Source organism: Oceanobacillus sp. CAU 1775 (assembly GCF_054482815.1).
In genome coordinates this window covers 40634-61471 of the sequence record NZ_JBTLRO010000007.1, presented here as the reverse complement: position 1 = coordinate 61471, position 20838 = coordinate 40634, and the positions used below count along the sequence as shown (strand labels likewise).

Annotated in this window: 26 protein-coding genes and 2 pseudogenes; 13 read left to right on the top strand and 15 right to left on the bottom strand. The window is 32.3% G+C overall.

What is annotated here, in order from left to right:
• Positions 1-65: 65 nt before the first annotated feature.
• Positions 66-419: a DUF6054 family protein gene (locus tag ACXYMZ_RS12645; RefSeq protein WP_458948766.1), complete on the bottom strand. Its 354-nt coding sequence runs from the start codon at positions 417-419 to the stop codon at positions 66-68.
• A 232-nt stretch (positions 420-651) separates the two neighbouring features.
• Between ACXYMZ_RS12645 and ACXYMZ_RS12640 the strand changes: the two genes are divergently transcribed.
• Complete coding sequence (locus ACXYMZ_RS12640) at positions 652-1164, top strand: RNA polymerase sigma factor (RefSeq protein WP_458948765.1); 513 nt, start codon at positions 652-654, stop codon at positions 1162-1164.
• Entirely contained in the window at positions 1145-1903 is a 759-nt protein-coding gene (gene lepB, locus ACXYMZ_RS12635) for a signal peptidase I (protein ID WP_458948764.1), read from the top strand. Before ACXYMZ_RS12640 ends, lepB begins: the two co-directional genes overlap by 20 nt.
• A gap of 89 nt (positions 1904-1992) precedes the next feature.
• Here the strand turns inward: lepB and ACXYMZ_RS12630 are convergent, their stop codons facing one another.
• The 3 genes and pseudogenes from ACXYMZ_RS12630 to ACXYMZ_RS12620 form a co-directional block, all read right to left on the bottom strand.
• Positions 1993-2532 (bottom strand): histidine phosphatase family protein, encoded by a 540-nt coding sequence (locus tag ACXYMZ_RS12630; protein ID WP_458948763.1) that lies wholly within the window; start codon positions 2530-2532, stop codon positions 1993-1995.
• A gap of 81 nt (positions 2533-2613) precedes the next feature.
• A pseudogene (locus ACXYMZ_RS12625) lies at positions 2614-2880 on the bottom strand (DnaJ family domain-containing protein); the annotation flags it as partial.
• Between the two features lie 112 nt (positions 2881-2992).
• Positions 2993-3814 carry a DUF2268 domain-containing putative Zn-dependent protease gene (locus tag ACXYMZ_RS12620; RefSeq protein WP_458948762.1) on the bottom strand — a complete coding sequence of 274 codons (822 nt, stop codon included), beginning with the start codon at positions 3812-3814 and terminating at the stop codon, positions 2993-2995.
• 161 nt (positions 3815-3975) lie between these two features.
• Here ACXYMZ_RS12620 and ACXYMZ_RS12615 point away from each other — a divergent pair, with 161 nt between their 5' ends.
• Positions 3976-4191 (top strand): hypothetical protein, encoded by a 216-nt coding sequence (locus ACXYMZ_RS12615; RefSeq protein WP_458948761.1) that lies wholly within the window; start codon positions 3976-3978, stop codon positions 4189-4191.
• A gap of 80 nt (positions 4192-4271) precedes the next feature.
• On the opposite strand, the gene ACXYMZ_RS12610 is transcribed toward ACXYMZ_RS12615, so the two are convergent.
• The 3 genes from ACXYMZ_RS12610 to ACXYMZ_RS12600 all read right to left on the bottom strand — a co-directional run bounded on the left by ACXYMZ_RS12610 (position 4272) and on the right by ACXYMZ_RS12600 (position 6987).
• Positions 4272-4529 carry a hypothetical protein gene (locus ACXYMZ_RS12610; protein ID WP_458948760.1) on the bottom strand — a complete coding sequence of 86 codons (258 nt, stop codon included), beginning with the start codon at positions 4527-4529 and terminating at the stop codon, positions 4272-4274.
• A 1049-nt stretch (positions 4530-5578) separates the two neighbouring features.
• Entirely contained in the window at positions 5579-5911 is a 333-nt protein-coding gene (locus ACXYMZ_RS12605) for a hypothetical protein (protein ID WP_458948759.1), read from the bottom strand.
• Between the two features lie 752 nt (positions 5912-6663).
• Entirely contained in the window at positions 6664-6987 is a 324-nt protein-coding gene (locus ACXYMZ_RS12600; protein ID WP_458948758.1) for a hypothetical protein, read from the bottom strand.
• A 323-nt stretch (positions 6988-7310) separates the two neighbouring features.
• On the opposite strand from ACXYMZ_RS12600, the gene ACXYMZ_RS12595 reads away from it, so the two are divergent.
• The 5 genes and pseudogenes from ACXYMZ_RS12595 to ACXYMZ_RS12575 all read left to right on the top strand — a co-directional run.
• On the top strand, positions 7311-7724 hold the full coding sequence (locus tag ACXYMZ_RS12595; protein WP_458948757.1) for a hypothetical protein: 414 nt from the start codon (positions 7311-7313) through the stop codon (positions 7722-7724).
• A gap of 514 nt (positions 7725-8238) precedes the next feature.
• Positions 8239-8550 carry a hypothetical protein gene (locus ACXYMZ_RS12590; protein WP_458948756.1) on the top strand — a complete coding sequence of 104 codons (312 nt, stop codon included), beginning with the start codon at positions 8239-8241 and terminating at the stop codon, positions 8548-8550.
• 71 nt (positions 8551-8621) lie between these two features.
• Positions 8622-8867: a hypothetical protein gene (locus ACXYMZ_RS12585; protein ID WP_458948755.1), complete on the top strand. Its 246-nt coding sequence runs from the start codon at positions 8622-8624 to the stop codon at positions 8865-8867.
• A 419-nt stretch (positions 8868-9286) separates the two neighbouring features.
• Positions 9287-9565, top strand: coding sequence for a hypothetical protein (locus ACXYMZ_RS12580; RefSeq protein WP_458948754.1), 279 nt, complete (start codon positions 9287-9289; stop codon positions 9563-9565).
• 152 nt (positions 9566-9717) lie between these two features.
• A pseudogene (locus tag ACXYMZ_RS12575) lies at positions 9718-10011 on the top strand (transposase); the annotation flags it as partial.
• Here ACXYMZ_RS12575 and ACXYMZ_RS12570 read toward each other — a convergent pair.
• Together ACXYMZ_RS12570 and ACXYMZ_RS12565 are read right to left on the bottom strand one after the other, a co-directional pair.
• Positions 9984-10343: a hypothetical protein gene (locus ACXYMZ_RS12570; protein WP_458948877.1), complete on the bottom strand. Its 360-nt coding sequence runs from the start codon at positions 10341-10343 to the stop codon at positions 9984-9986. The pseudogene ACXYMZ_RS12575 and the gene ACXYMZ_RS12570 overlap by 28 nt on opposite strands.
• 225 nt (positions 10344-10568) lie before the next feature.
• Entirely contained in the window at positions 10569-10745 is a 177-nt protein-coding gene (locus ACXYMZ_RS12565; protein WP_458948753.1) for a hypothetical protein, read from the bottom strand.
• 34 nt (positions 10746-10779) lie between these two features.
• On the opposite strand from ACXYMZ_RS12565, the gene ACXYMZ_RS12560 reads away from it, so the two are divergent.
• Positions 10780-10944 (top strand): hypothetical protein, encoded by a 165-nt coding sequence (locus ACXYMZ_RS12560; protein WP_458948752.1) that lies wholly within the window; start codon positions 10780-10782, stop codon positions 10942-10944.
• Between the two features lie 9 nt (positions 10945-10953).
• Here the strand turns inward: ACXYMZ_RS12560 and ACXYMZ_RS12555 are convergent, their stop codons facing one another.
• A complete protein-coding gene (locus tag ACXYMZ_RS12555) occupies positions 10954-11154 on the bottom strand; it encodes a hypothetical protein (RefSeq protein ID WP_458948751.1) in 201 nt (66 codons plus the stop codon).
• A gap of 32 nt (positions 11155-11186) precedes the next feature.
• Positions 11187-11411 carry a hypothetical protein gene (locus tag ACXYMZ_RS12550; protein ID WP_458948750.1) on the bottom strand — a complete coding sequence of 75 codons (225 nt, stop codon included), beginning with the start codon at positions 11409-11411 and terminating at the stop codon, positions 11187-11189.
• Between the two features lie 108 nt (positions 11412-11519).
• Here ACXYMZ_RS12550 and ACXYMZ_RS12545 point away from each other — a divergent pair, with 108 nt between their 5' ends.
• Entirely contained in the window at positions 11520-11840 is a 321-nt protein-coding gene (locus ACXYMZ_RS12545) for a helix-turn-helix domain-containing protein (protein WP_458948749.1), read from the top strand.
• 135 nt (positions 11841-11975) lie between these two features.
• Here the strand turns inward: ACXYMZ_RS12545 and ACXYMZ_RS12540 are convergent, their stop codons facing one another.
• Entirely contained in the window at positions 11976-12335 is a 360-nt protein-coding gene (locus ACXYMZ_RS12540; protein ID WP_458948748.1) for a hypothetical protein, read from the bottom strand.
• A gap of 938 nt (positions 12336-13273) precedes the next feature.
• Here ACXYMZ_RS12540 and ACXYMZ_RS12535 point away from each other — a divergent pair.
• The gene (locus ACXYMZ_RS12535; RefSeq protein ID WP_458948747.1) at positions 13274-14113 is read left to right on the top strand and encodes a macro domain-containing protein; all 840 of its coding nucleotides are present in this window, start codon (positions 13274-13276) and stop codon (positions 14111-14113) included.
• Entirely contained in the window at positions 14103-14672 is a 570-nt protein-coding gene (locus tag ACXYMZ_RS12530; RefSeq protein ID WP_458948746.1) for a TIR domain-containing protein, read from the top strand. Before ACXYMZ_RS12535 ends, ACXYMZ_RS12530 begins: the two co-directional genes overlap by 11 nt.
• Before the next feature lie 713 nt (positions 14673-15385).
• Here ACXYMZ_RS12530 and ACXYMZ_RS12525 read toward each other — a convergent pair.
• The 3 genes from ACXYMZ_RS12525 to ACXYMZ_RS12515 form a co-directional block, all read right to left on the bottom strand.
• Positions 15386-18034, bottom strand: coding sequence for a hypothetical protein (locus tag ACXYMZ_RS12525; RefSeq protein WP_458948745.1), 2649 nt, complete (start codon positions 18032-18034; stop codon positions 15386-15388).
• Between the two features lie 351 nt (positions 18035-18385).
• Complete coding sequence (locus tag ACXYMZ_RS12520; RefSeq protein WP_458948744.1) at positions 18386-18547, bottom strand: hypothetical protein; 162 nt, start codon at positions 18545-18547, stop codon at positions 18386-18388.
• 421 nt (positions 18548-18968) lie between these two features.
• Positions 18969-19583, bottom strand: coding sequence for a DUF4352 domain-containing protein (locus ACXYMZ_RS12515; protein WP_458948743.1), 615 nt, complete (start codon positions 19581-19583; stop codon positions 18969-18971).
• A 263-nt stretch (positions 19584-19846) separates the two neighbouring features.
• Between ACXYMZ_RS12515 and ACXYMZ_RS12510 the strand changes: the two genes are divergently transcribed.
• Positions 19847-20821 carry a hypothetical protein gene (locus ACXYMZ_RS12510; RefSeq protein WP_458948742.1) on the top strand — a complete coding sequence of 325 codons (975 nt, stop codon included), beginning with the start codon at positions 19847-19849 and terminating at the stop codon, positions 20819-20821.
• Positions 20822-20838 lie beyond the last annotated feature (17 nt).

Below are 20838 nucleotides of genomic sequence, written 5' to 3'. Positions count from 1 at the left end.
TGTCCCTCCTATTTTTTAATATCTATAAACACTAAATCTCCTCGTCATTTATAACGATTACATCATCATTGAGATTCTTTAATAATATCTGTCGCTTTCGGCGCCAATACATTCTTTACTAGAGTTATAAAATCCCTACTTGTCCCCCAACTTAATTGTAGGAGACCTGATCCGCCTCCCGTAGAAATACACTTCACAATAGTTATTTCATTTATATTATCAATTGTCACTGTTAGAGATGCATTGCTATTTGTTCTCAGAAAGAATTTATCAAAAACCATAACAAACATTTCGAGATTGTTATCTCCTATTCTTTTATGGTCGTTAAAAACTAAATAGGGTTTTATTTTATTATCTGAGAGTATCTTTTGAACTGCGTTAGATGGTTGTATATCTAATGTAAATTCTAGATACTTCATTGTTTATCCTCCTTAAATAGTTTTTAATAGACTTTAATCCTCTACATATCACATACGCACTAGAAATTTTTAAGTTTCAATAGCACAAAATATGCACTTATTAAATAGTTAATCTGACCTGCATCAAGATAATGAAAAATATTAATATTTACTTAAAAATATATAAATATGAAAATGTGTGACGTATCAATTTTTATTTGTGTCTAATGATTAGAAGGGTGGTGGTGAAGGAATGATTGAATCGTGGTTTGAAAAATATGCTGAACCAATTTACAAATATATTTTATTTATAGTGAAAGATCATCAATTAGCAGAAGACTTAACACAAGAAACCTTCATAAAAGCATATATGAAGGCTCACCAATTTAAAGGGAAATCAGAATTAAAGACTTGGTTATATCGTATCGCATATACAACTACGATGAGTTACTTTAGAAAGAAGCACCCATTAACAATATTATTTGATACACCAATTAAGGAGAACTTGAAAGGAAAAAGTGCAGAGCAAAGCTTCTTGGAACAACAAGATTTAGAGGAGTTATATCAAGCTATTTCTTCATTAAAATTCAATTATAGGCAAGTAATTATTCTTCGCAAAGTTCAACAATTATCTACTAAAGAAACTGGAATTGTCCTTCATTGGAGTGAAAGCAAAGTAAAAATGACGCTTTTAAGGGCACTTGAAAAACTACAAGTAGTTTTAGATGAACAAGGAGGAATGAGTTATGAAAAATTTAAAAGATAACGAGTTTAAAAGATTGAACAATGCTGTCTCATTAAGTAATGAATCCAAGGATAAAATAAAGGAGAATATTTTAAATGGAAAAGTGAAACGGCATAATAACTTTGTCCCGAAGCTGCTAAGTGCATTCATTACTATTATTGCTATTGGTCTTGTCTTCTTACTAATTATAGATCCATTAACTGATTCCAAAGAAATCTCACTAGGAGAATTAATAGATAATACAACACCAGAAGCATTACCAAAAGTGGAAGTATCAGATAATCTATATACAATCGAGTGGCTATCTGATTCTATGGACAGAGGGAATCATGATTTAAAAACAAACATTCATGGAGAACTCGTTATTTCGAGGGACATTGAAACAATTGAACGAGGAAATATTCTATATTATCATTTTGATGAAGATAAGCATATTGGCCGAGTAGTTGGATTGCCAGGGGAAACAGTAGAAATTCGAGAAGGCCAGGTTTATATAGATAACAAAGCATTAAATACTTTTTATGGGATTGCAACAAGTCTAGGCTTAAATAAAGAAGAATATTTCGATAGAGTTACTTCTGAAAATGTAGATATCAAAGGAATGGAAGCGTACTTTAACACTTCTATGGAACCAATAAAAGTAGAAGAGAATACCTATTTTGTCTTAGTTGACATGTGGTGGCGAGGCACAGATAGCAGGGATATCGGCTTGATTTCTTTTAATCAAATAGAAGGGATGATAATAGGTTATGAGAAGTAAACTATTATCTAAAACAATTTTATAAGCACTACAGATAAGAACTTTCATATGTCAGAAAGTTCTTATCTATTTGTGTCTACTTTGCAACCTTACTTCCATATCCTTTGAGTGGTCACATTATTAATCTCTTTTTCCAATAAGAACACATCCGGGTTACCAAGCTTTTTCCATTCATCAAATCCAAAATCGTCATCGAAGTGCTTGAGAAGCAGGGACATAATATTCCCATGTGTAACAATTACTGTATTCTGAGTTTTTCTAGAAAAAGCATCATTCACTACATCAACTATACGAGTCATCGCTTCTTGACTAGACTCTCCACCTTCAAATTTCAGTTCCAAATCTTTAAATGTACTTCTTAGGTTATCCTGCCAATCAAGAAGGTTCTCGCTACTAAGGATTCGTTCGGATAATTTCTTATTAATTTCTATTTCAAGATCCCTCTTTTGTGCAAATGGATGTATAGAATCTACCGCTCGTTTATAAGGACTCGAAATAATCCGATCAACTTTATATTTAGAAAGGAACTCTGATAGTTTTAATGCTTGCTCACGACCATTTTCAGTTAACTTTGCTTCAGGTGGTTGACCCTCAGCCTCACAATGCCTAACAAGATAGATCTTTTTCATTGGATAACCTCCTATTCATTATGAAACATGGGGACGGTTCTCTTGTTGCACCCGTTGCAACAGGAGAACCGTCCCCATGTTTCACTGCCAGCTTTTTTTCGTTTGTTCTAGGTTGGATTTGGTGAGGGGGCCTTTTTGCATTGGTGCGGGGCAAATGCGATTATATTCTTTAATTTTCATGTTTATCTCTGCTATATCATTTTCTGTTTTTGCTGAGTCCAATAATCCAGCGATTTCTTTTTGGAGCTTTAACCACGGAGGTAAGTATCCTGCATCCTTGGCTATCTTTTGAAAGTGTTGAAAGGTATCTTTCTTTATGTAATCCTTTGGAAGCGGTTCGCCCTTTCCTGGTAAGTTCTTTTAATATTCATAGTTGTTTTTCTTTAACATATCTCCAATAAGATCATTGTATGGTTTATCCATTCATAGCCCACCTGTCTCATGTAATGTGAAGCAAATACTAAACTGTTGTTTCTTTCAATCGATAATTCTCAATAAAAGCCGAAGCTTCCACTTCAAATAAATCATTAATATTTCCTATAGGATTACTTTTTACATACGCGGCTACCATATTATATGCAAAAGAGTAACCTGCGAATGTTGGAATTCCTTGACTAGCGTCCCCAAAACAAAGTCTTCCTTTCACTTGATCATCCACTGTCTTCATGTGTTCCTTGCATACTTTCCAATAATTTTTCTCTGTTTCTTTGGTAAAGCTGTCCTTCCACCAACGTTTATCAGGGTATAAAGAAAGACTAAAATACTCCGCTATGCCCTCCATTTTGTACCATTCTTCCAGTGTAAAGTTTTCTAAATTAAGGTCATAGATCGGATTCCTAATTAAGGCATGATGCGACTCATGGGCAATTAAATATTGTAAAAAATCTGAGTCCGGACGTGCTGGAATTGCAATAATAATATTTTCTAGTCCGTTCGTGAATCCATTTGTCCATATCGCATTATCTAAGTTTTCAAACCAAGGGAATTTTAAAGCAGGCACGATTGTGATATGTAAGTTCTGAAAATTAATCTGAGATTCAATATCAGTAAATGTTTTTTCTATAAGTTTCTGTATTTCATCTTCATTCCAATTAAATGCAAGAATTTCTTCAGATGATAGATGCTCAAACTTTTGCAATTGGAAACGCCCGACAACTTGTCTCCATTCTGTCATCCAAGTATTTTCACTAACTAGAAAACTTAGTTCTTCTTCTAGAAAGTCATCCAAGCGATGTTGGTTATCTAATAATCGCTGTGGTGTCAGCTGTTTTACTTGAAGCATTTTTTCACCCCTCTATTCATTGCTCATCCATTTCTTTATAGATAAGAATTATTATTTCTGATAAAGTGTATTTAATATATATACCAAGATAGTTCTTATAGTTCAATATTACTCCAGTTTTCAGAAAATAGAAACAGTAAAAACTTAAAGGAGTAGATCATATGCCAAACATTATTGATGATATTACAAAAGTAATTTCTAATGCTTATAAAACAAAGCAACCGATTGAATTCATACGTAATAAATATTCGCTAGATGAAAAAACATCCTATGCTGTTCAGGATGCTTTTATTAAAAATAAATGCGAAGAAGAAAACGAAACAATAGCCGGTTATAAAGTTAGTATGACAAGTGCAGAAACATCTGTACTTATATGATACCTACTAAATAAGGAAAAGTAGCCTCTTTTATACTTGTCAATACGTTTATAACAAAAATCAAAAAAATAACCACTGGATTATTCTCCAGTGGCTTTCAGACGCTTTTCCTTCATAAGTAGGATTCTTGCGATTAGTGTGTGGATATCTTCATCTATATGTTGATTTTGATGGGAATGTTTTAATACCGTAATTACTCCACACTTTCCTTCTAATTTTATGATCTCCTCTGGCTGCTGTGGTTGTGAAGTTTCATTCATGTTACCCCATCCCCTTACGGGAAATGTATGCGTGGGGATGGGTTTATTTTCATGTAATCTTTCTGTGACCTTCTGCATATTTATTACCTCCATTTTGGAGGCTTTGGATATGCTCTAGTTAGTTTTGTAATTGTAAAGTTTTTCTAGTTTGTTTTTTAAAGACACCTAAGCCTTTTTTATTTTTTTAATTAATTAACATTGTTAAAGTTTCTTACAATTCGATTCATCACTTTTTGATACTTACTAACTAACTCATTAACACGCTTTATCTCCTCATTCTTTTAACAAAAGGCCAATCAACTTTGTGGCCTAATAGAGTGAAGATTAAAGGGGTGAAATGTTATGGGTCTTTAAATAAACCTTCTGTTTCAAAGATCAACACTTCAGATTTAAATTTTCCCTAAACCACACTGAAATTTGTTCTACAAAATCTTTAGTTGCAAGCTTGTACACTGCGTCACTGTAGTCAAAATCTAGTGTTTCTTTAATAATCCTCTTATGTCTTTTTGTAATATTCTTTTCTTTGTAAAACTCTTCGAAAACACCTTTTCAAAACAAAATAATCTTATCCATAAAAAAATCTCCTCCTCGATTTTACAAATTATATTTAGAAACCATGAAAAAACAGATCCCACCCTTAAAAAGGACAGACCGGTGTCAGGTTTCCTGTATAATTTGTTTTATCGCGCAAAGAGATTTGATTTTCCCTTAAGTGTATAAAACAATAAAATAAATTAACTACTTCAAATAAGTATACTAAAGAAAAAAGCAATTGTAAAGGATTTTTCAAATTTATTTTAGAAAATAAAACATGGTTGGAGAATGGATGAAAATCCGCCTAATTCAAAATCATTTTATATAATTCTTAATAACTAAGGGTTAACAGCTGTTAATAACCATTAATAAATATTGTTCTATATGATAAGGTATGCGCTCATATCGCAAAATCCGCGACATCCCTAGAGAGGAAGTCGCGGTTATAACCATCTAGAATCAATCATCTTTTTGAATTCGAACTTATTTTAAGGAAATAAGCCTCTACACAATATTTTACCCTCATTATTGTGTGCAAGCTAAAGCATATTAGCTTTAATTCTACTACAATTTTTTTCTCTACCATTGAAAGATTATGCAATGCTAAAGAGGTACATCAGTGATGTATCAACATCACTATGAAGGTCCACACTTTTCTTAATAAGACTGTATTCCAATTTATGTTGCATGCATAAGGTTGAAAATTCCCTAAAATTCTCCAAACAGCCTAATTCATCATAATCATAGAGGATAACTCGATCAATGTTAGTACAATCTGTGGAAGTGAAATAATGTTCCAATTTACTTAAATCAACTAATAATTTCATTTCTAATGCTTTATTAAAATATTTTGCATGCTCTTCTAACTTCTTTTTTGTCTCGGGGTACGCTTCCCTATTAAATGTTATACCGAGATAAATACCCATTTTATCACCCTCCAAATTGGTTTGATGATACTATAGCTCGAATCGAATCATCTTCAAGTTTTTTTAATCTAAAGAATAATTGTTTCTATTTATAACAATTCAAACTAGTGTCTCCAAAGTTGAATTTATATATATGCAGCTTTTATAATCGTTTTGAAATACTAACTTTTAAATTTAAGAAACATGAAATATTGCACTTGAAATATAGAAAATATCCTCAAAAAACAGGAGATTCGGAAGGAATCAGGGAAAATAATTAAATGTCGTTAAATATCTAATATATTCGATTTTATTCAGCATTATATTTATTTCAGAAGCATTTTATTCGGTTGTATTAAAAAGGTTAGATATTCATTTTTTGTTAAGGATGAATTAATTCAACTTCTCATCTTCACTAATAATCATGATCAATATTTATAAGGATAAAAACAGTTAATAATAATTATAATTGTTTAGTAATCATTATAATTCCGATACTATGTCAGGATAGTTGACACAGATTTTACTACCGCGCATCGCTCGGTGGCTCCCATAAAAAGATTCAATACACACGTATCATAACAGTTACTTTATAGACTCATACTGACTATCATATCATATTGTTTTTATTTCCCCTATAACATTATCCTCATAATATCATGTGATAAAAATTATGTAGGATAAAATTCCTTTTTAAAAAAGAGGCGGGAGGAAAGGACGAAAGCCCGCCATTACAAAACCCAAAATTTATATAAAACCCTCTTGTAAAGGAATTATACAGCGAAAATAAGTTTACTAAGTTCAATTTTCTCATCCGAATGCAAATCTTGCTTCAAAAAGCTAAATTCTAAATCATTTTGTTTACAAACATTCGTGAGTTCTTTTAAGTCTTCCCAACTATCTAATTCATGTAGATCGTAAATGACAACACGGTCATATTGCTGTTCACTTCTCATTTCCAGTAGTTGCTCCAATAAACGAATATCTGCAATTTGCATTAAATCAATTTCTTTACCATTTCCTCGGGTCAGTATCCTAAGAACAGATAACTTATAATCGGGGTTAGCGATGTCTAATGTAAGCCCCAGCGTTTTCATGGCGAACTCCTCCATCTTAACTCAATATCTGTCATTCCCTTAAATTATCAATACTTTCTAATATGGGTAAAACTGAAAGTAATATTGACAGTGAATATAAAAGTGTCATGTGTTTTACAAGTTCAATATAGAAAGCACGAAAGATAACCGTAATGGTTAGTAGTGTAAGCATTTGTATGTCTTTCATTAACGCTATATCTTATATACAATTATAACGCGCAATTGCAACAATAGCAGCGCGTCAATAAATTAAATTGCAATTTAATTCGTGCATCTTTAAATAGATTAGAAAAACATTTCAATATGTGCAAAATTAAGAAGGCTTGGGTGTTTTAAATTATTATATTTTTATTGCCACTTCGATCAGCGGAAACAAAGGGTATCATATTGACATATATTTTACAAAAGAGCTTGAATACAGGTTTATTAGGAAAATCTATAATGCAACGATAATTGAATTGGAAAATCTAACAGGTTCAAAAATAGGAATTGATAATAATAATGTTGAATTGCGACCTTCTTATAATAAAGAATTAAAATTGCCTTTGGGTATTAATTTTATAAATAAAAACACTGATACAAATGTTTGCTGGTATGCTGACATTTATAATAATTTTAAACCATACAAATCATTTGATTTTGTATTATCCATTAACCAGATTGATACTAACTTTATTAAAAATAAAGAAATGAGTAAACAAGTTAATAAATTCACAGAAACACTTGAAGTTGATTAATAGCATAAAAATATTTAGTACATTGTGTTCTTAAGCTAACTGGCATTAGTTGAACAACGGATGAATTTAGTCAATCAGAACAGACAACTCCATATCATTTTCCGATTACCCGAAAAAAGTTATTGATATTCATTAAATAAAAAATATTTTTTTGATTTATTTTTTATCTACGAAAAGTAAAATGCCACTTTATCTATTAATTAAATAGTTTATTTTTTCGTAGACAAAAGACTGAATTGGTAATATTTTTGAACTGTAAAATGGTAAAAAATGTTTTTATCTACGAAATTGCGATTTTTTACAATCACTGATAAACCTTGTTAAATCAAGGTTTATCACGTTTTAAGAGGTTGCAAAGAAAAATATAATCAGATATACTTTTTAACATCAGCAAAAACAAATACTAATAAGTGACTTATAAAATTTTAAGGAGGGAATTTAATTAAAAAAGTCAAATTTGTATTTTGTCTGATTAATAAAAAGGTAAAAGAAAAGTAGAAAGGGGACGATTTTATTGAAAAAAATTATTAACAAGAAAATTTATGATACGGATAAGGCGATATTGGTTGCTGAATACTCTAACGGACTATTTCTAGGTGATTTTAACTACATATATGAAGAATTGTACTTAACTGATACGGGACAATTTTTCTTACATGCACAAGGGGGACCAAATACCAAGTATAGTGAATCAAACGGCAATCAAACGTCGGGAATTGAAACTATTATACTACTTGATAGTGTTGAGGCATATGCTTGGCTGGAGAAACATAATAAAATTCCAGAGATTATGAAGTATTTTTTAGAAAGGGTTCAAGAAGGATAATTCATTGGTATGGGGGTATCAGATGAGAATAGTTTATTGTAAAAACCTCTTCCGGTTAGGAGAAGATCATATTGAGAAATTACTTTAAAGTATTCGGTTACTTTCCACCAAATCGACTCTTAAAAAGTAATGATGCGTGTATTCAACAAGCCTATAGAGATTATGAGAGAATTTACAATTATAAAAATTTAAAACCAAAAAGAAATCTCGTAACAGTATTACGTTCGAAATTAGAAATCATCCTAAGTCGGGATTATCAAATAGAGGTTATATGGATATTGCCGTATCCATATAACCGAACTCACTCTTATGTTTAATTTCTATTGGTAAAATACATGTTACCATAAAATTGGATTAATGTGAAGAAAAAATAATAGTTTTCGCATGTTTTATTCTTATTCTTATCCTTACTCATTAGGTAGGAGCCATAACTATAATGAAATATTGCTATTGCTATAATGTAGTAAATGAGTTTGAATTGATTTCTATCTAAATAGATTTACAGGACAAAATGAAATGTTTTAAAAATCTTATATTTATTATTCGTTCTATAGTAAGTTGTTTCTGTTTATTTATCAAATAAAATTGATACCTTTTAACAGATTAAAATAATACTGGAAGCGTTCAAAAGGATTTTGGATACCCTAATTTTATTAGGTCTAAATACTTGAAGGGTAACGAGATTATTGATTTTTCATATTAACGTTACGACTTCTAAATATGGAGGTGATATCGAATGAAAATGAAAGCAGTAGGTTATGTATCGGTTAAAGAAAAAAACGTCAATAGTAACGAACATCAAATGGTAATGCAGGGATTTCAATTGCTATGTGACAAAAAAGGTTGGGAACTAGTTAAAATATATAGGGACAGAAAGAAAACATCTAAAGATCCTACACCTGAAATGGCAAAAATGCTTCAAGAAGTGGGTATGAATAAAAACAGCGATATAGAAATTCTCATATCTTATGCATTTGGCCACTATATAGTACATAAAAAGCCAATTTCAGCATAATGAAATCGGACAAATTTTATAAAAGACATCTATTGAATACAGCCAATCAAATGTAGCAGGACAGTACGGAAAAAGTTGTGTAAATAAGTATGAAAACAATCCTCCTTAGCAAGAATTAGGATAGATATTTATTGCTAAGGAGGATTGTTTTCATAAAATTATCCAAAGAATTAATCAAGGAAATGGTAAAGGAACAAAAATTCACAAGCACCGATCAAATCATGGAAACAATCAAAGAAATGTATTCTGATATCCTGGAAGAGGTGCTTCAATGAGAAGTGGAAGTGTAGCTTGGTTATGAGAAACATCAACGCCGGGGCGACGGACCCAACAATTATCGGAGCAGTTCTACAAAACGAAAATTACAAATACAATTTGATGAAGTGGAAGTAAATGTTCTACGAGACAGAAATGGCTTCTATGAGCAACAGATTTTCAGTTCTTTCGTACCATCGCTATGTTCGACGAAAATAACGAGATTTTTCAAGGTATTTAATCGTTCTAATTCATCGATCAGTAAAACATCTTTAAGAGGCATCGTAAGCGTCACTGGGCGACTTTGCATATTCGTCTCGATCGTCATCGGTCTGCCTAAGATGCTAATTTGCATCGTTTGTGCGGATTTTTGCACCATTTCTTCTTTTTTGGCACGTTCTTCTATCGCTTGGCGTTCGTCTTCTTTCTTGATCGGGATAAATCGGAAATAAAGATCATCATCGAAACCTTCGAGCGATTCATTCGGAATATTCACCCGCACGCCTCGTGTTTCAATTTCCAAGCTCGTTTTGCTGTCGGCAAGTGTTTTCATGGCATTCATCGGTACGTTTACATCCGTTTGTGATACTTTATCCTCAGGATTCGGAATGTTGATGCGCGCCGTCCTTGTTTCTGTATTCTCCAATTGATCTACGGCTTCTTGTGCCCGATTCGGTGTAAAAGTTACACTGTCATACACCCTTCCATCAGTATAGGTGGTGCGCTTAATCGGTGTTTTCGCTATAACCTATTGATCACCAGCCGACACATCAATGAGTATTTCTTCTTCGTTAGACGAATTCGACGGGTTCGGATCGGGTATAGTAACTGCTTGAACTACGATGTTTTCTATTTTAAAGTCGATTATTTCAGTAGAAACCCAATCTTCTCCATCCCAGCGTTCTTTTGAAAAGACAGCTGTCACCGCGTATGTTCCTTCTTCAGATGGGGTGTGTAATATGAAACGTAATTCCCTTTATCCAGGACAAATGCGCCACCCACACCTTCGTTCAACGACCAGACAGAAGGAATATATCTTTCATCGCCGATTACAACCCCTTCCACTGATTGACGATCACCTTTGGCTACAATCGTTGCCGTTTTTTTCACAACGACCGGGTTAGGGTGGATACTTATTTGATTAGTCGATGCATCCGTAAGGTTTCAGTTTCAGTTGGAGTTGCAAGCCTGCCGACCTTTGTTTGCCCATTTTCAATCCAGCTAGCATATAAGGCATCTTGGAAAATTACTGGTGCTGCCACATTACCTATAATTCCTTCCCCATTATACGTGATAACCATTGAAGTCCAATTTGTTCCGTCGAATGTACCCACACGGATTTTAAAATGTTGCTCGGACTTGCTTCCTACCACATTACAAACAATCGATCCCCTATAACGATGGGATTAGCATGCGAAGCGGTTGCGTAAAAGTCGTAGTTTAAACTCCCATTTACAGCTTGTTTCCACTCCGTATCTCCTAAGTATTCCTTGATACGTATGGAAGACATCATGTCTCTATCGTCGATATTCCACACGCCTTCATCCCATATCGCATAAAGTTTATGGTTGAATTCAAATAAGGATGGCATTTTCTTTTTTCCATAACAATAGCCTAATCCTCCGTCATTGTACAGAAGGGATTAGGCTATTGTCGGTTGAATATATAACTTGATGCCGCCACTTCCAGTGGCGAAAACTTGCTTTTTGCCGACAGAGAAACTGGTTGCGAACAACATGTAACAGAAATTGAAAGAGGACAAATAGCCGCCTTTATCGTTGAAGGTCTATCACTAAGGGAAATAGGTAGAAGAATGGAGCGCAATCCCAGTACAATTTCACGTGAAAGAAAAAGTGGCACTGTCCAGCAAATGGATATCTTTCGTAAGTTCTATACGAAATACTTTCCCGATACTTGTGCATGTGTTTACGGGGAAAACCGTAAAAATTGTAGATCTCACTCTACGGTGATGATGACATGGGAATTTATTGGATTAGATCATCAAAGCCTCATACCTTAATACTTCTGCTTCATCCAAATAACTTAATGTTGTATTAATATCATAAACATATTCAGCAGACTATTCTTTCCTTATCTAGTGGGATGGTAAAAACTGGAGTTATGCTATCTGTCTAAAATTCACATATAATCCATTTTAAATATCTTTTTGGCGATTTATTAAACGTTTTATATAATTAAGTTCTTGTAAATTACAGTAGTACTTATATCCATCCTCTGCCGTTATCTCAACAGGGTAATGCTTAACAGTCTCATCCACCCGTACTCGAATACAACCATTCACACCTAAATGAACAATGTCACAGATATCCTCTACATAAAAGTTTCTTAAAACCATTATCAGATCCCTTTGACTTATAATAAATTCATCTATTTGTCCGTTATCATATAATTCAAGTAGAACTAAATCACCTGTTATATATACAATACTTATTTCCGATGAACTGTTAAAGAAATCATTAATTTCAATCAGTTCTTCTACTGTTAAATTTAGCAATAATACCACCTCCCTCTGTCTTTACTTCAACAATTAAGAGGGAATTACAGCATTTTAAGCAATAGAATTTTGCAACTTACTAATCAATTAAAATAATGAAAAAAGACCAGAACTTTATTCTTTGTTTTTTTCAAGTGAGTAATTTTTAAATGTTTTGATTAGTTTTCCAACAATTGAAAACGGTATTGTATATGTAAGTCATATCGGTGTTATTGCATGGATTGTCGGATTAATATGAAGTAATCGAAGTTTGTTTTACATCTTAGTTTGTAACTATTCATTTGTTTTTTCCCTATCAAAGAAAAGAAGAAAGCTGGATTTTTCAAGCGAGAAGAAACCAAAAATGGAAAAGTAACGTTACGAAAACATTTTTGCCCCGGGGGAGCAAATATTAAGCCTCTACTGGGCAATTTTCAGTTAATGTTTTTGAGGAATTTAAAATTGTTGTTGACACATGCCCATCCACATTCATATAAAATGTTTGTCCGCTTTCTAAAATGATTACAGCCAATGAAATATACCAATGCTGACATACTTTTTACCACCGAATGACAAGAAATGTACCAGTAAATGGCAGGTGATTACCATCTTACATCTTCTAAATGACTAAAGTTAAAAAGCCATACGTACATTGAAATATAAATATTATACTCGCTGTACTAATTTGATTGATTTTCAATAAGAACTGTTTGCAACAATCGGGCCAGATTGTGGAGTATCTGCTACCGATTTAGGATATTTCGGAAGGCTGTATCACAAGTATATTAGGTTTATTGAAAGCGTTTTTTTAATTTGTGAAATATGGTTGAATGGGACTATTGTCAGAGTTATAATTTAATAGATGCCCTAAAAGATACTGGAGAGGCTTAGGTTGTTTAGATACGATACTTTACTTCGATTAAATAAAACTATTATTGGAGAATTTTATGTGGAAGTTCATGGAGATTGTAAAGGATAAAGATTTTTGGAAAAGTTCTTGGGTTATTCCTGGTGCATTATTCGGAATAGCCACGACGTTACTTACTTTTATTGAATTCAATAAAGCTTTTGACAAACTCGTTGTTTTAATTGGACTAGTGGTTATGAGCATTATATATATTCTGTTTAATTTATTTAAGAATTTTAGGTTAAAGGAAATCAAATTATATATCGATGGATCCGAAATCGAAATAAAAAAGGGCGATATTTTCACATATCCTCGAAACGTTTTTAAAGTAATCGCCTTTAATGAATTCTTCGATACAGAAGTAGATGACAAAATAATATCTAGATCATCTTTAAACGGACAGTATCTAAACAGATTTCATTCAGATACATCAGATTTAGATAAAAGAATTATTCAAGATCCACGAATGCAGTTTAGAATAGAAGAAAAGGATGTAGAGCGTCCTTTAGGGGGGAAAACTACTCGTTATCGGTTAGGATCTGTTTATAAAGATATGGATTTCTTTCTCGTAGCATTTTCAAAATTTGATGAAGAAAATGAAGCTAATTTGAAGCTACACGAATACGCTAACTGCTTAATAAATTTTTGGAATGAAGTAAATAGTCTCTATGCTCAACAAGAAGTAGTTATTCCATTACTAGGATCTGGTATAACAAGACATAAGGATTTTGATGCCACCCCTCATCAATTACTAGAAGTTATGCTTTGGACTTTTAACATTAGCAAGGTTAAATTTAGAGAGCCGTCAAAAATTACTATCCTTCTTTATGGATCCCATCATAAAAAAATAAACTTTTATAAGTTAAAGGAGTTTGAGAAAAGTGGCATATAGAAATGGAAATTACTCAGCATTTTACGTTAGTGAACCTTTTAGTGAAAGTAATTTAGGCGCATCAGCTACTAAAGATTTCGTATCTTACAATCTATTAAGAGCTTGGAAAGCTAATGATAGTACTTTTCCGTTCATTGACTCACATAATAAAAACTATAATGTGAGGGACGGAAGCGACTGGGAAAAGACATTGAAACCTCGGTTACATGATAGACTTAACAATTCCAAGAATATTATTTTGTTTTTAAGTACGACAACTAAGAATAGTAGAGCATTACGTGAGGAAATAAACTTTGGAGTTGGCACATCAGGGCTACCAGTTATTGTTGTTTACCCCGAGTATAGTGAAAAAAGTGACATTATAAATTGCAGTTCGAAAACATTTAAGAAGCAAATTAAGGACTTATGGGATAAACTTCCTGCCTTTCGTGATTCCATGAACAGTGTTCCAACGATACATATTCCGAATAAAAAGGAATTGATAAGAAAAGCCCTTAATAATAAAGACTTTATGATTAATTCAAAGTGTACTGCTGATCAGTATTTTTACCCTTGCTAACTTAGAAGTAAATTGCCAAAGAATGTAGAATGTTTCCGCTACACTTATTTATGTTTCTGGGATAATGATCTCACCATTTGTAATAAGTTCATTGTTAAGCAAACGGGCGCGATTGTTGAGGATCAAAAGCCAAATTCCTCGCTGGAAATAAGGAATAATTTGGCTTTTTTATCTTTCAAATCCTAATCGTTCCCTCATTGGTAAATGCGGTTGCATTAAGTGGTAACCTTTGTGGCAAGCACTGGTAAAAAAGATGACAGAAGTGGTACATTCCTTTGGCTGTAATCATAAAATTATTTGAATATAGAAGTCTTCCCTTGTTGATTAATTTCTATTTCCACAAATTTTTGCTCAAAAGTGGCCACGATAATCCCGCTCAGACCTTCTATATAGAAATTTTGCATGATAAGATTGAATTCTCTTTTACCTATGTTGTATTGATAGAGTTCGTTATCAATAAATAAAATGACCTTATCCTTATCCCGCCCAAATCATACTTCATTGGCTGCCTCAAAAAGTTCGTTAATTCTTATTAGTTCATCAACTGTAAATTTCATTTTTTTTATACCAATCTCCTTTCTATACAAATTCTTCTTTGATATAAAAGAAATACCTGTTAAAAGGTATTAGCAATTCTAAATATTCAAATGTTTTATAAGTACACAAACACAAAGAAAGCAGCCAGTTTTAGAAGCTGACTGCAATTAATTACTTTAATTCATAAGATTCATTAGTTCCTTTTGTGAAAATGATATGTATTGTGCACCAGCAACGGGTAAATTACTTAATATAAGCACTTTTGCAGGAAATCTGTTTACTCTTGCTCTTCCAATGGCCTGTAACAACTGACTTTCTACAAGATAGAATTGAACTTCTTGTAATAAAGTATCTCCGCTATATGTAGTAAAATAAAATCGCAAGCCATTTCTTTCCACAGGTATGTATTCCATTCTACTTTCTTTAATTCCCATACGATAACCCAATGCAACGCTTAATAATAAGTATGCAATTGGATTAAGGTGAGGAGTTCCAATTACAGTTATATTCTCTCCTTTTAAGTCGTCTATCCCCTCGGTATTTCCAAAATATATATCCTCTTTTATTCCATCACTTAAAAAATCTTTGTATGTAATAATTTCACTATTCGGATTGTAATGATTCATAAGATTTTCGGCAAGACTTTTTAATTCTTTTTGATTTTCTTTAATTGTAAACCTGCTAAAACTTTTCGATGTTACCTGAAGAATACTACCAACTGGCTTAACGAGACCCAAGTCAATAAATGTGACATTTGCTCCAAACACCAATTTAGAAATATTCTCATTTATAGTGGCACTTAGTATGATGATCTTTTTATTAGGGGGCAGTTGATTTCTTTGTACAAAGTAAATGTAGTCTGTATTGTGAATTCTTTTTTTGAGGAAAAAATCGCAGTTTAGAAAACCCAAAACATTTGTACTTATTGTTGTTTCCTCTACGATAGTCTGTTCTAATTCTTTTACAGATGGTAGCAAAAACGAAGATCTTTCCTGAACAATATCAAACGGCGTGTTCAATATCATGTTCTGCAATGTAAGGAAGACATCCTTGTTCACCTCGTTATCTTGTAGTCTCGTAAATGCAAATACCAAATCAGACACCTTCATTTGAGATATTGGAAATAAATTTTGTATTGGATCTTCATCAAAAATAATGGTTGAGTTTGAATCAGCGTTTGTAAAAATTGCTCGTTGATGGGTGGTAAGCAGTATCTCATTTTTTGTAGACTTTATTTTTTCTAAATCGTAAAGAAACCTAGATATATCTTCACTGTCATTAGATATTTGTCTTAAGAATTTATTGACTGTCCTATACGCACCAATATTATATAAATGCTCAAGTTTCTCCGAATATGGTTCCTCAAGTAAAGGTAATTCTGGGACTTTTAAATGATTTATCTTTTTAGTAGTTAAACGGTGGGAGACTTCTTCTTTCAATTTGTGTGTTGGAAAGGCAATACTAAAACAATTTTCCGCTGCAAAGTTAATTATTGCTTCCGTTTTGCCTATACCAGTTGGGGCCTTTATTACATATATACCATACGCAGTACTTTTTAAAATGTCCCCAAAAACCTTTTCTAACTTCTTGTATACTTCATCAGTTTCTTGAAATTGAGGTTCTTGAATTACTTGTACACTTCCTCGTGGCAATTTTCCTTGTTCTACCATGTTTGAGGCATGAATACATTCGTTAGCAAAAGGACAGTATGTATCGCACTGTGTTGGTGCATAATTCATTTTCCTAATTTGATTCATCATCAATGACCATTCTTCGTTCTTTGCGAGATAGTCTTTTCGGCTGTTTATGATTTCAACTATCTTCGATTTGCCACCTTCTACATTTAACAGATTAGTCATTAAGCCAAACATTTCATTATGATATAGCCAGTAGTCTCCTGAAATTCCCTCCTGATAAAGCTTACATCTCTTTTCTAGATTATCAAAGGGAAAATTCCGAACCTGTTTTACCTCTAGCTCCTCAAATGATTTCGGTTCATAAGAAGAGCATTCATCATGCTGAAATGATTCTTGAGAGAATACTAGATAATAGCAAGAATGACTATTTTTTGCACGTGTACTATAGTAATTAATAGGGTTGGTGCGGTTTTTAGTCCTTGAGATAAATAAATTATTGCCATTAATTGGCGGTTCATTCTCTTCGACTTGCTTATAATGAGGATATCCTCTATGGAAAGCCAATCCTGATGATCTACAGAAGTTCCTCATATCTCTTGTTGAATTTGAACCAGTTTTTATTTTCCTTACTACCGCATCCAATATATTTGGTACACTTACAACGGCTTTATTTATAAATTCAATTTTTTGTCCGCCATACAAAAGTCTGGCTGCATCATTAGCATTTTTATCAGAAAAAGGAAATAATGTCGTTAATGCTGTTTGAATCACATTACGTACACGTAAATCTTGGATTTCCTCATCCAAAATAAATACCATACGAAATTTATGATATTCATCTGTATGACTAAAGGTTGAATAAATAAAAGTAGGTTTCAATCTTAATTCAGTGCTGAGTTTTATTGCTTCATCAATGCGCAACCCTGAATCCATGTCTAGGGCAAATACCTGCTGACCTATCCAACTTTGATTTGCTCTTTTTTCATTACTGAATACAGCAGGTGTAAATGTTCTTGCATTTGGAATTGTTACAACTTTCATCAATTCGTCAATGGATAAGTAAGAAGTCTGACCTGCAATCCTCTCTGAAATACTCATTACATCTTTCTTATTTGGTTTTTCATTAAATCCTTCAAAATCCAAACAAATCTTAATTTTTTCTTCTAAAATATTTTTCCTTTTAACCATTTAATTCCCCCTTTCAATAAGGAGGAGCATGGTATATCAATTCGTATTCTGATAAAATTCTCTAATTAGTCTTCTAAATCAACTCCTCAAAAACTTTTTCTTAATGGTTACAGCTATATGTTATGACACTTATAATAATCTGGCAAATTTTTAAAATAAGTATTTTATGATATAATTTCATTCATCAATTGTTACGCTTGGTTTTTTTAAAAAAAAATAAGATTGTAATATAAGTTGCAAACTAATTGATGTTAGTATAAATAGATAAAATGACCTCTTTTCATGCACAGAAATAAATGAGATGAGGTCATTTTATCGTAGAAAGTTCCATAAGAACTCACTAAATAGTTACTATTCTAAGTCAATAATATATTCATTTTCAGAGTGCTCATAAATAATTTTACTTGCATTGGCTGCATCATTCTCATCTTTAAGCTGAATGGCAACTGTTCCACCTGCTTTACCACTTGGTTTTATTCGTGGGATTTGATACGGGTCTTCAATATTTATCACTTCCAGCTTAAACAATTGTCTAAATCTGAAAACCTGAGTCATCGAACACGTAATAATTATAAATGGCATGGGGATATTGGAACGAACCTTTCATTTCGATACCGGATGTATTTTCTACTTCAACTTCAAGAAGAAGATATTTATTTCCTTCTTCATGATCTCGATTCCATTATATCTATTTAGGACTTTCACCAATTAGCAATTAACGGCTTGCTGGGCGCGCATATAAAAAAAGCCCCAAGGAATGGAAGTATTAATTTGCTTCCATTATCCCCCAAGGGTTTTGATTCCGACTCTAGACCAAAATATGATTGTTCTTTACCCAAGTATTTGGGTATTGCGAATAGAGACGGATAGTAAAAGAAAAGACTGAAGTATAAAAAAACAGTTCATTTAAAAAGGAAAGTTACTTTATTTCTTATTATTTTAAATGATAAATATATTCATCCATCTCATCCTGCACAAATGAAAATGAATCTGGATTAAAAATCATCATTACAGGCTCTGAATTCTTTGGTATGGGTAGATACATTCTTCTCTTAAATACTCCATTTGGCCGTATTTCTGATAATGCAAAAGTTTCTTCCTCAATTTTATTAATTGTTCTTTGTCTGTTAATCTCTATATTATCTTTATCGTAAAGTTTGAAATTTGATTTACCAAAACTCATTTGACTTATAGTTGTACTACCTACGTTTTCCAACTTAAAGTTAACCACCACATAATCATATTTACCCATATCCGCATAATGTGTTGTCACGTCTTGGGTAATTTCATAATCATTTATAGTAAGATTGTATTGGTAGAGTTCAGTACCACCTGGGGTACGATGATCCATTTCAATATAAAGTTTTTCTCCAAAGTTAACTTCTTTTATCGTTGGTTCACTGGAATCATTGTCTTTCTTATTTTCACTGTTTTGATTTTGCGTTTCATTATCATTTAATCCATTCGCCTTTTCTGCTTTTCCCTCACTACAAGCACCTAATAATAATAAAAATACCATTGCTCCAGCATATACTGTATATTTTCCCAAAAACTATTCCTCCCTTTAGGAACTTTATCAGATTCTAATACTAGCGCGCTCTTTGGGAGTTTTCAAGAAAATAAACTTTGTATTTATAATTGATCATCTGGAATATCGGGAATTATAATGCTACCAAATTAATACTCTATTGATTTGATTTGGATACTATTTTGTTATATAAATAGATTGTATGGCATTACCATAACATTTAAAGCATTCCATTAAAACACAAATTATAATCGGCCTACCATAATTTAAGGAGGCAGATGATTATGAAAAATCATGAAGAAACAAAAAAAGTGGGTAGTAGCGGATGGATGGTGACTTTGGAAAGGGTTGAGGAATTAAGGCAACTTCTTCTAGAAGTCCAGAGTGGAGAAATTCTATTTTGGTTAGATGGGCAATGGTATCATAGAAATGGTAGGAACAATTTTCCAAACGACTTCCCTCCACCCCATCTAATCCTAACAAAAGATTACATTGGCTGGGTTAATGAAAAAAATGTAGAAAATATTATCTTTAATATTCTTAGATTGTTGGACTATAATCAATTATACCTTTACAATTATTCCGACATAAGTTTCGAGGATTATTTAATTACTAAGGAAAATAGTGATATACCTGCCATTTTAAATGCAAGTATACACGAAAGTTCATACTTCTCATATGACTTTCGCGTTAGTGATGACACACACAAATTCTCATATATTTTTGAATGGAACGAGAGCGGGAATGGTATTCGTATACACTTAAATAATTCTAAAAATGGATATACAGACATTTTCGATCTTACAATGTTTCTTTTAGAAAATTCTCATACAATTACAAATTATGAACTGTATACTCAGTTTTGTAAAAAAATGAGGAATTTCCAGAGTTATTATTATAAGACAACTTCAGATACAGATGGAGAATTATATACTTCACAAATAGAGATAGAATTACTTAACACAGAATTTAGAACGCTGTATTTTAATCCGAATGTAAATACTTATTCAGTAAATTGGGATGTTAAGATTGCAGATCTGATTGATTACTTTAATTTTGACATTGAAGTAACTGATAAAAAATTACTAGAAAAATGTATTGATACAGATGATCTATACCTTCAATTTGGAAATTACGAACTTCTCAATAATATAACAGTTTCAGATGTTAAAGCGGTCATTCTTAGTACGCTCAAACCCTTAAATGATAATATCGATTTTGACATTGATTACTTAATGAGCATTAAAATCGATATATAGCAAGAGGGTCTTAGTTT

Excerpts from the sequence above, each read along its gene's own strand:
- ACXYMZ_RS12645 (WP_458948766.1), bottom strand. The coding sequence starts at position 419 with ATGAAGTATCTAGAATTTACATTAGATATACAACCATCTAACGCAGTT.
- ACXYMZ_RS12640 (WP_458948765.1), top strand. The coding sequence starts at position 652 with ATGATTGAATCGTGGTTTGAAAAATATGCTGAACCAATTTACAAATAT.
- lepB (WP_458948764.1), top strand. The coding sequence starts at position 1,145 with ATGAAAAATTTAAAAGATAACGAGTTTAAAAGATTGAACAATGCTGTC.
- ACXYMZ_RS12630 (WP_458948763.1), bottom strand. The coding sequence starts at position 2,532 with ATGAAAAAGATCTATCTTGTTAGGCATTGTGAGGCTGAGGGTCAACCA.
- ACXYMZ_RS12620 (WP_458948762.1), bottom strand. The coding sequence starts at position 3,814 with ATGCTTCAAGTAAAACAGCTGACACCACAGCGATTATTAGATAACCAA.
- ACXYMZ_RS12615 (WP_458948761.1), top strand. The coding sequence starts at position 3,976 with ATGCCAAACATTATTGATGATATTACAAAAGTAATTTCTAATGCTTAT.
- ACXYMZ_RS12610 (WP_458948760.1), bottom strand. The coding sequence starts at position 4,529 with ATGCAGAAGGTCACAGAAAGATTACATGAAAATAAACCCATCCCCACG.
- ACXYMZ_RS12605 (WP_458948759.1), bottom strand. The coding sequence starts at position 5,911 with ATGGGTATTTATCTCGGTATAACATTTAATAGGGAAGCGTACCCCGAG.
- ACXYMZ_RS12600 (WP_458948758.1), bottom strand. The coding sequence starts at position 6,987 with ATGAAAACGCTGGGGCTTACATTAGACATCGCTAACCCCGATTATAAG.
- ACXYMZ_RS12580 (WP_458948754.1), top strand. The coding sequence starts at position 9,287 with ATGAAAATGAAAGCAGTAGGTTATGTATCGGTTAAAGAAAAAAACGTC.
- ACXYMZ_RS12560 (WP_458948752.1), top strand. The coding sequence starts at position 10,780 with ATGAAACGTAATTCCCTTTATCCAGGACAAATGCGCCACCCACACCTT.
- ACXYMZ_RS12550 (WP_458948750.1), bottom strand. The coding sequence starts at position 11,411 with ATGCCATCCTTATTTGAATTCAACCATAAACTTTATGCGATATGGGAT.
- ACXYMZ_RS12535 (WP_458948747.1), top strand. The coding sequence starts at position 13,274 with ATGGAGATTGTAAAGGATAAAGATTTTTGGAAAAGTTCTTGGGTTATT.
- ACXYMZ_RS12525 (WP_458948745.1), bottom strand. The coding sequence starts at position 18,034 with ATGGTTAAAAGGAAAAATATTTTAGAAGAAAAAATTAAGATTTGTTTG.
- ACXYMZ_RS12510 (WP_458948742.1), top strand. The coding sequence starts at position 19,847 with ATGAAAAATCATGAAGAAACAAAAAAAGTGGGTAGTAGCGGATGGATG.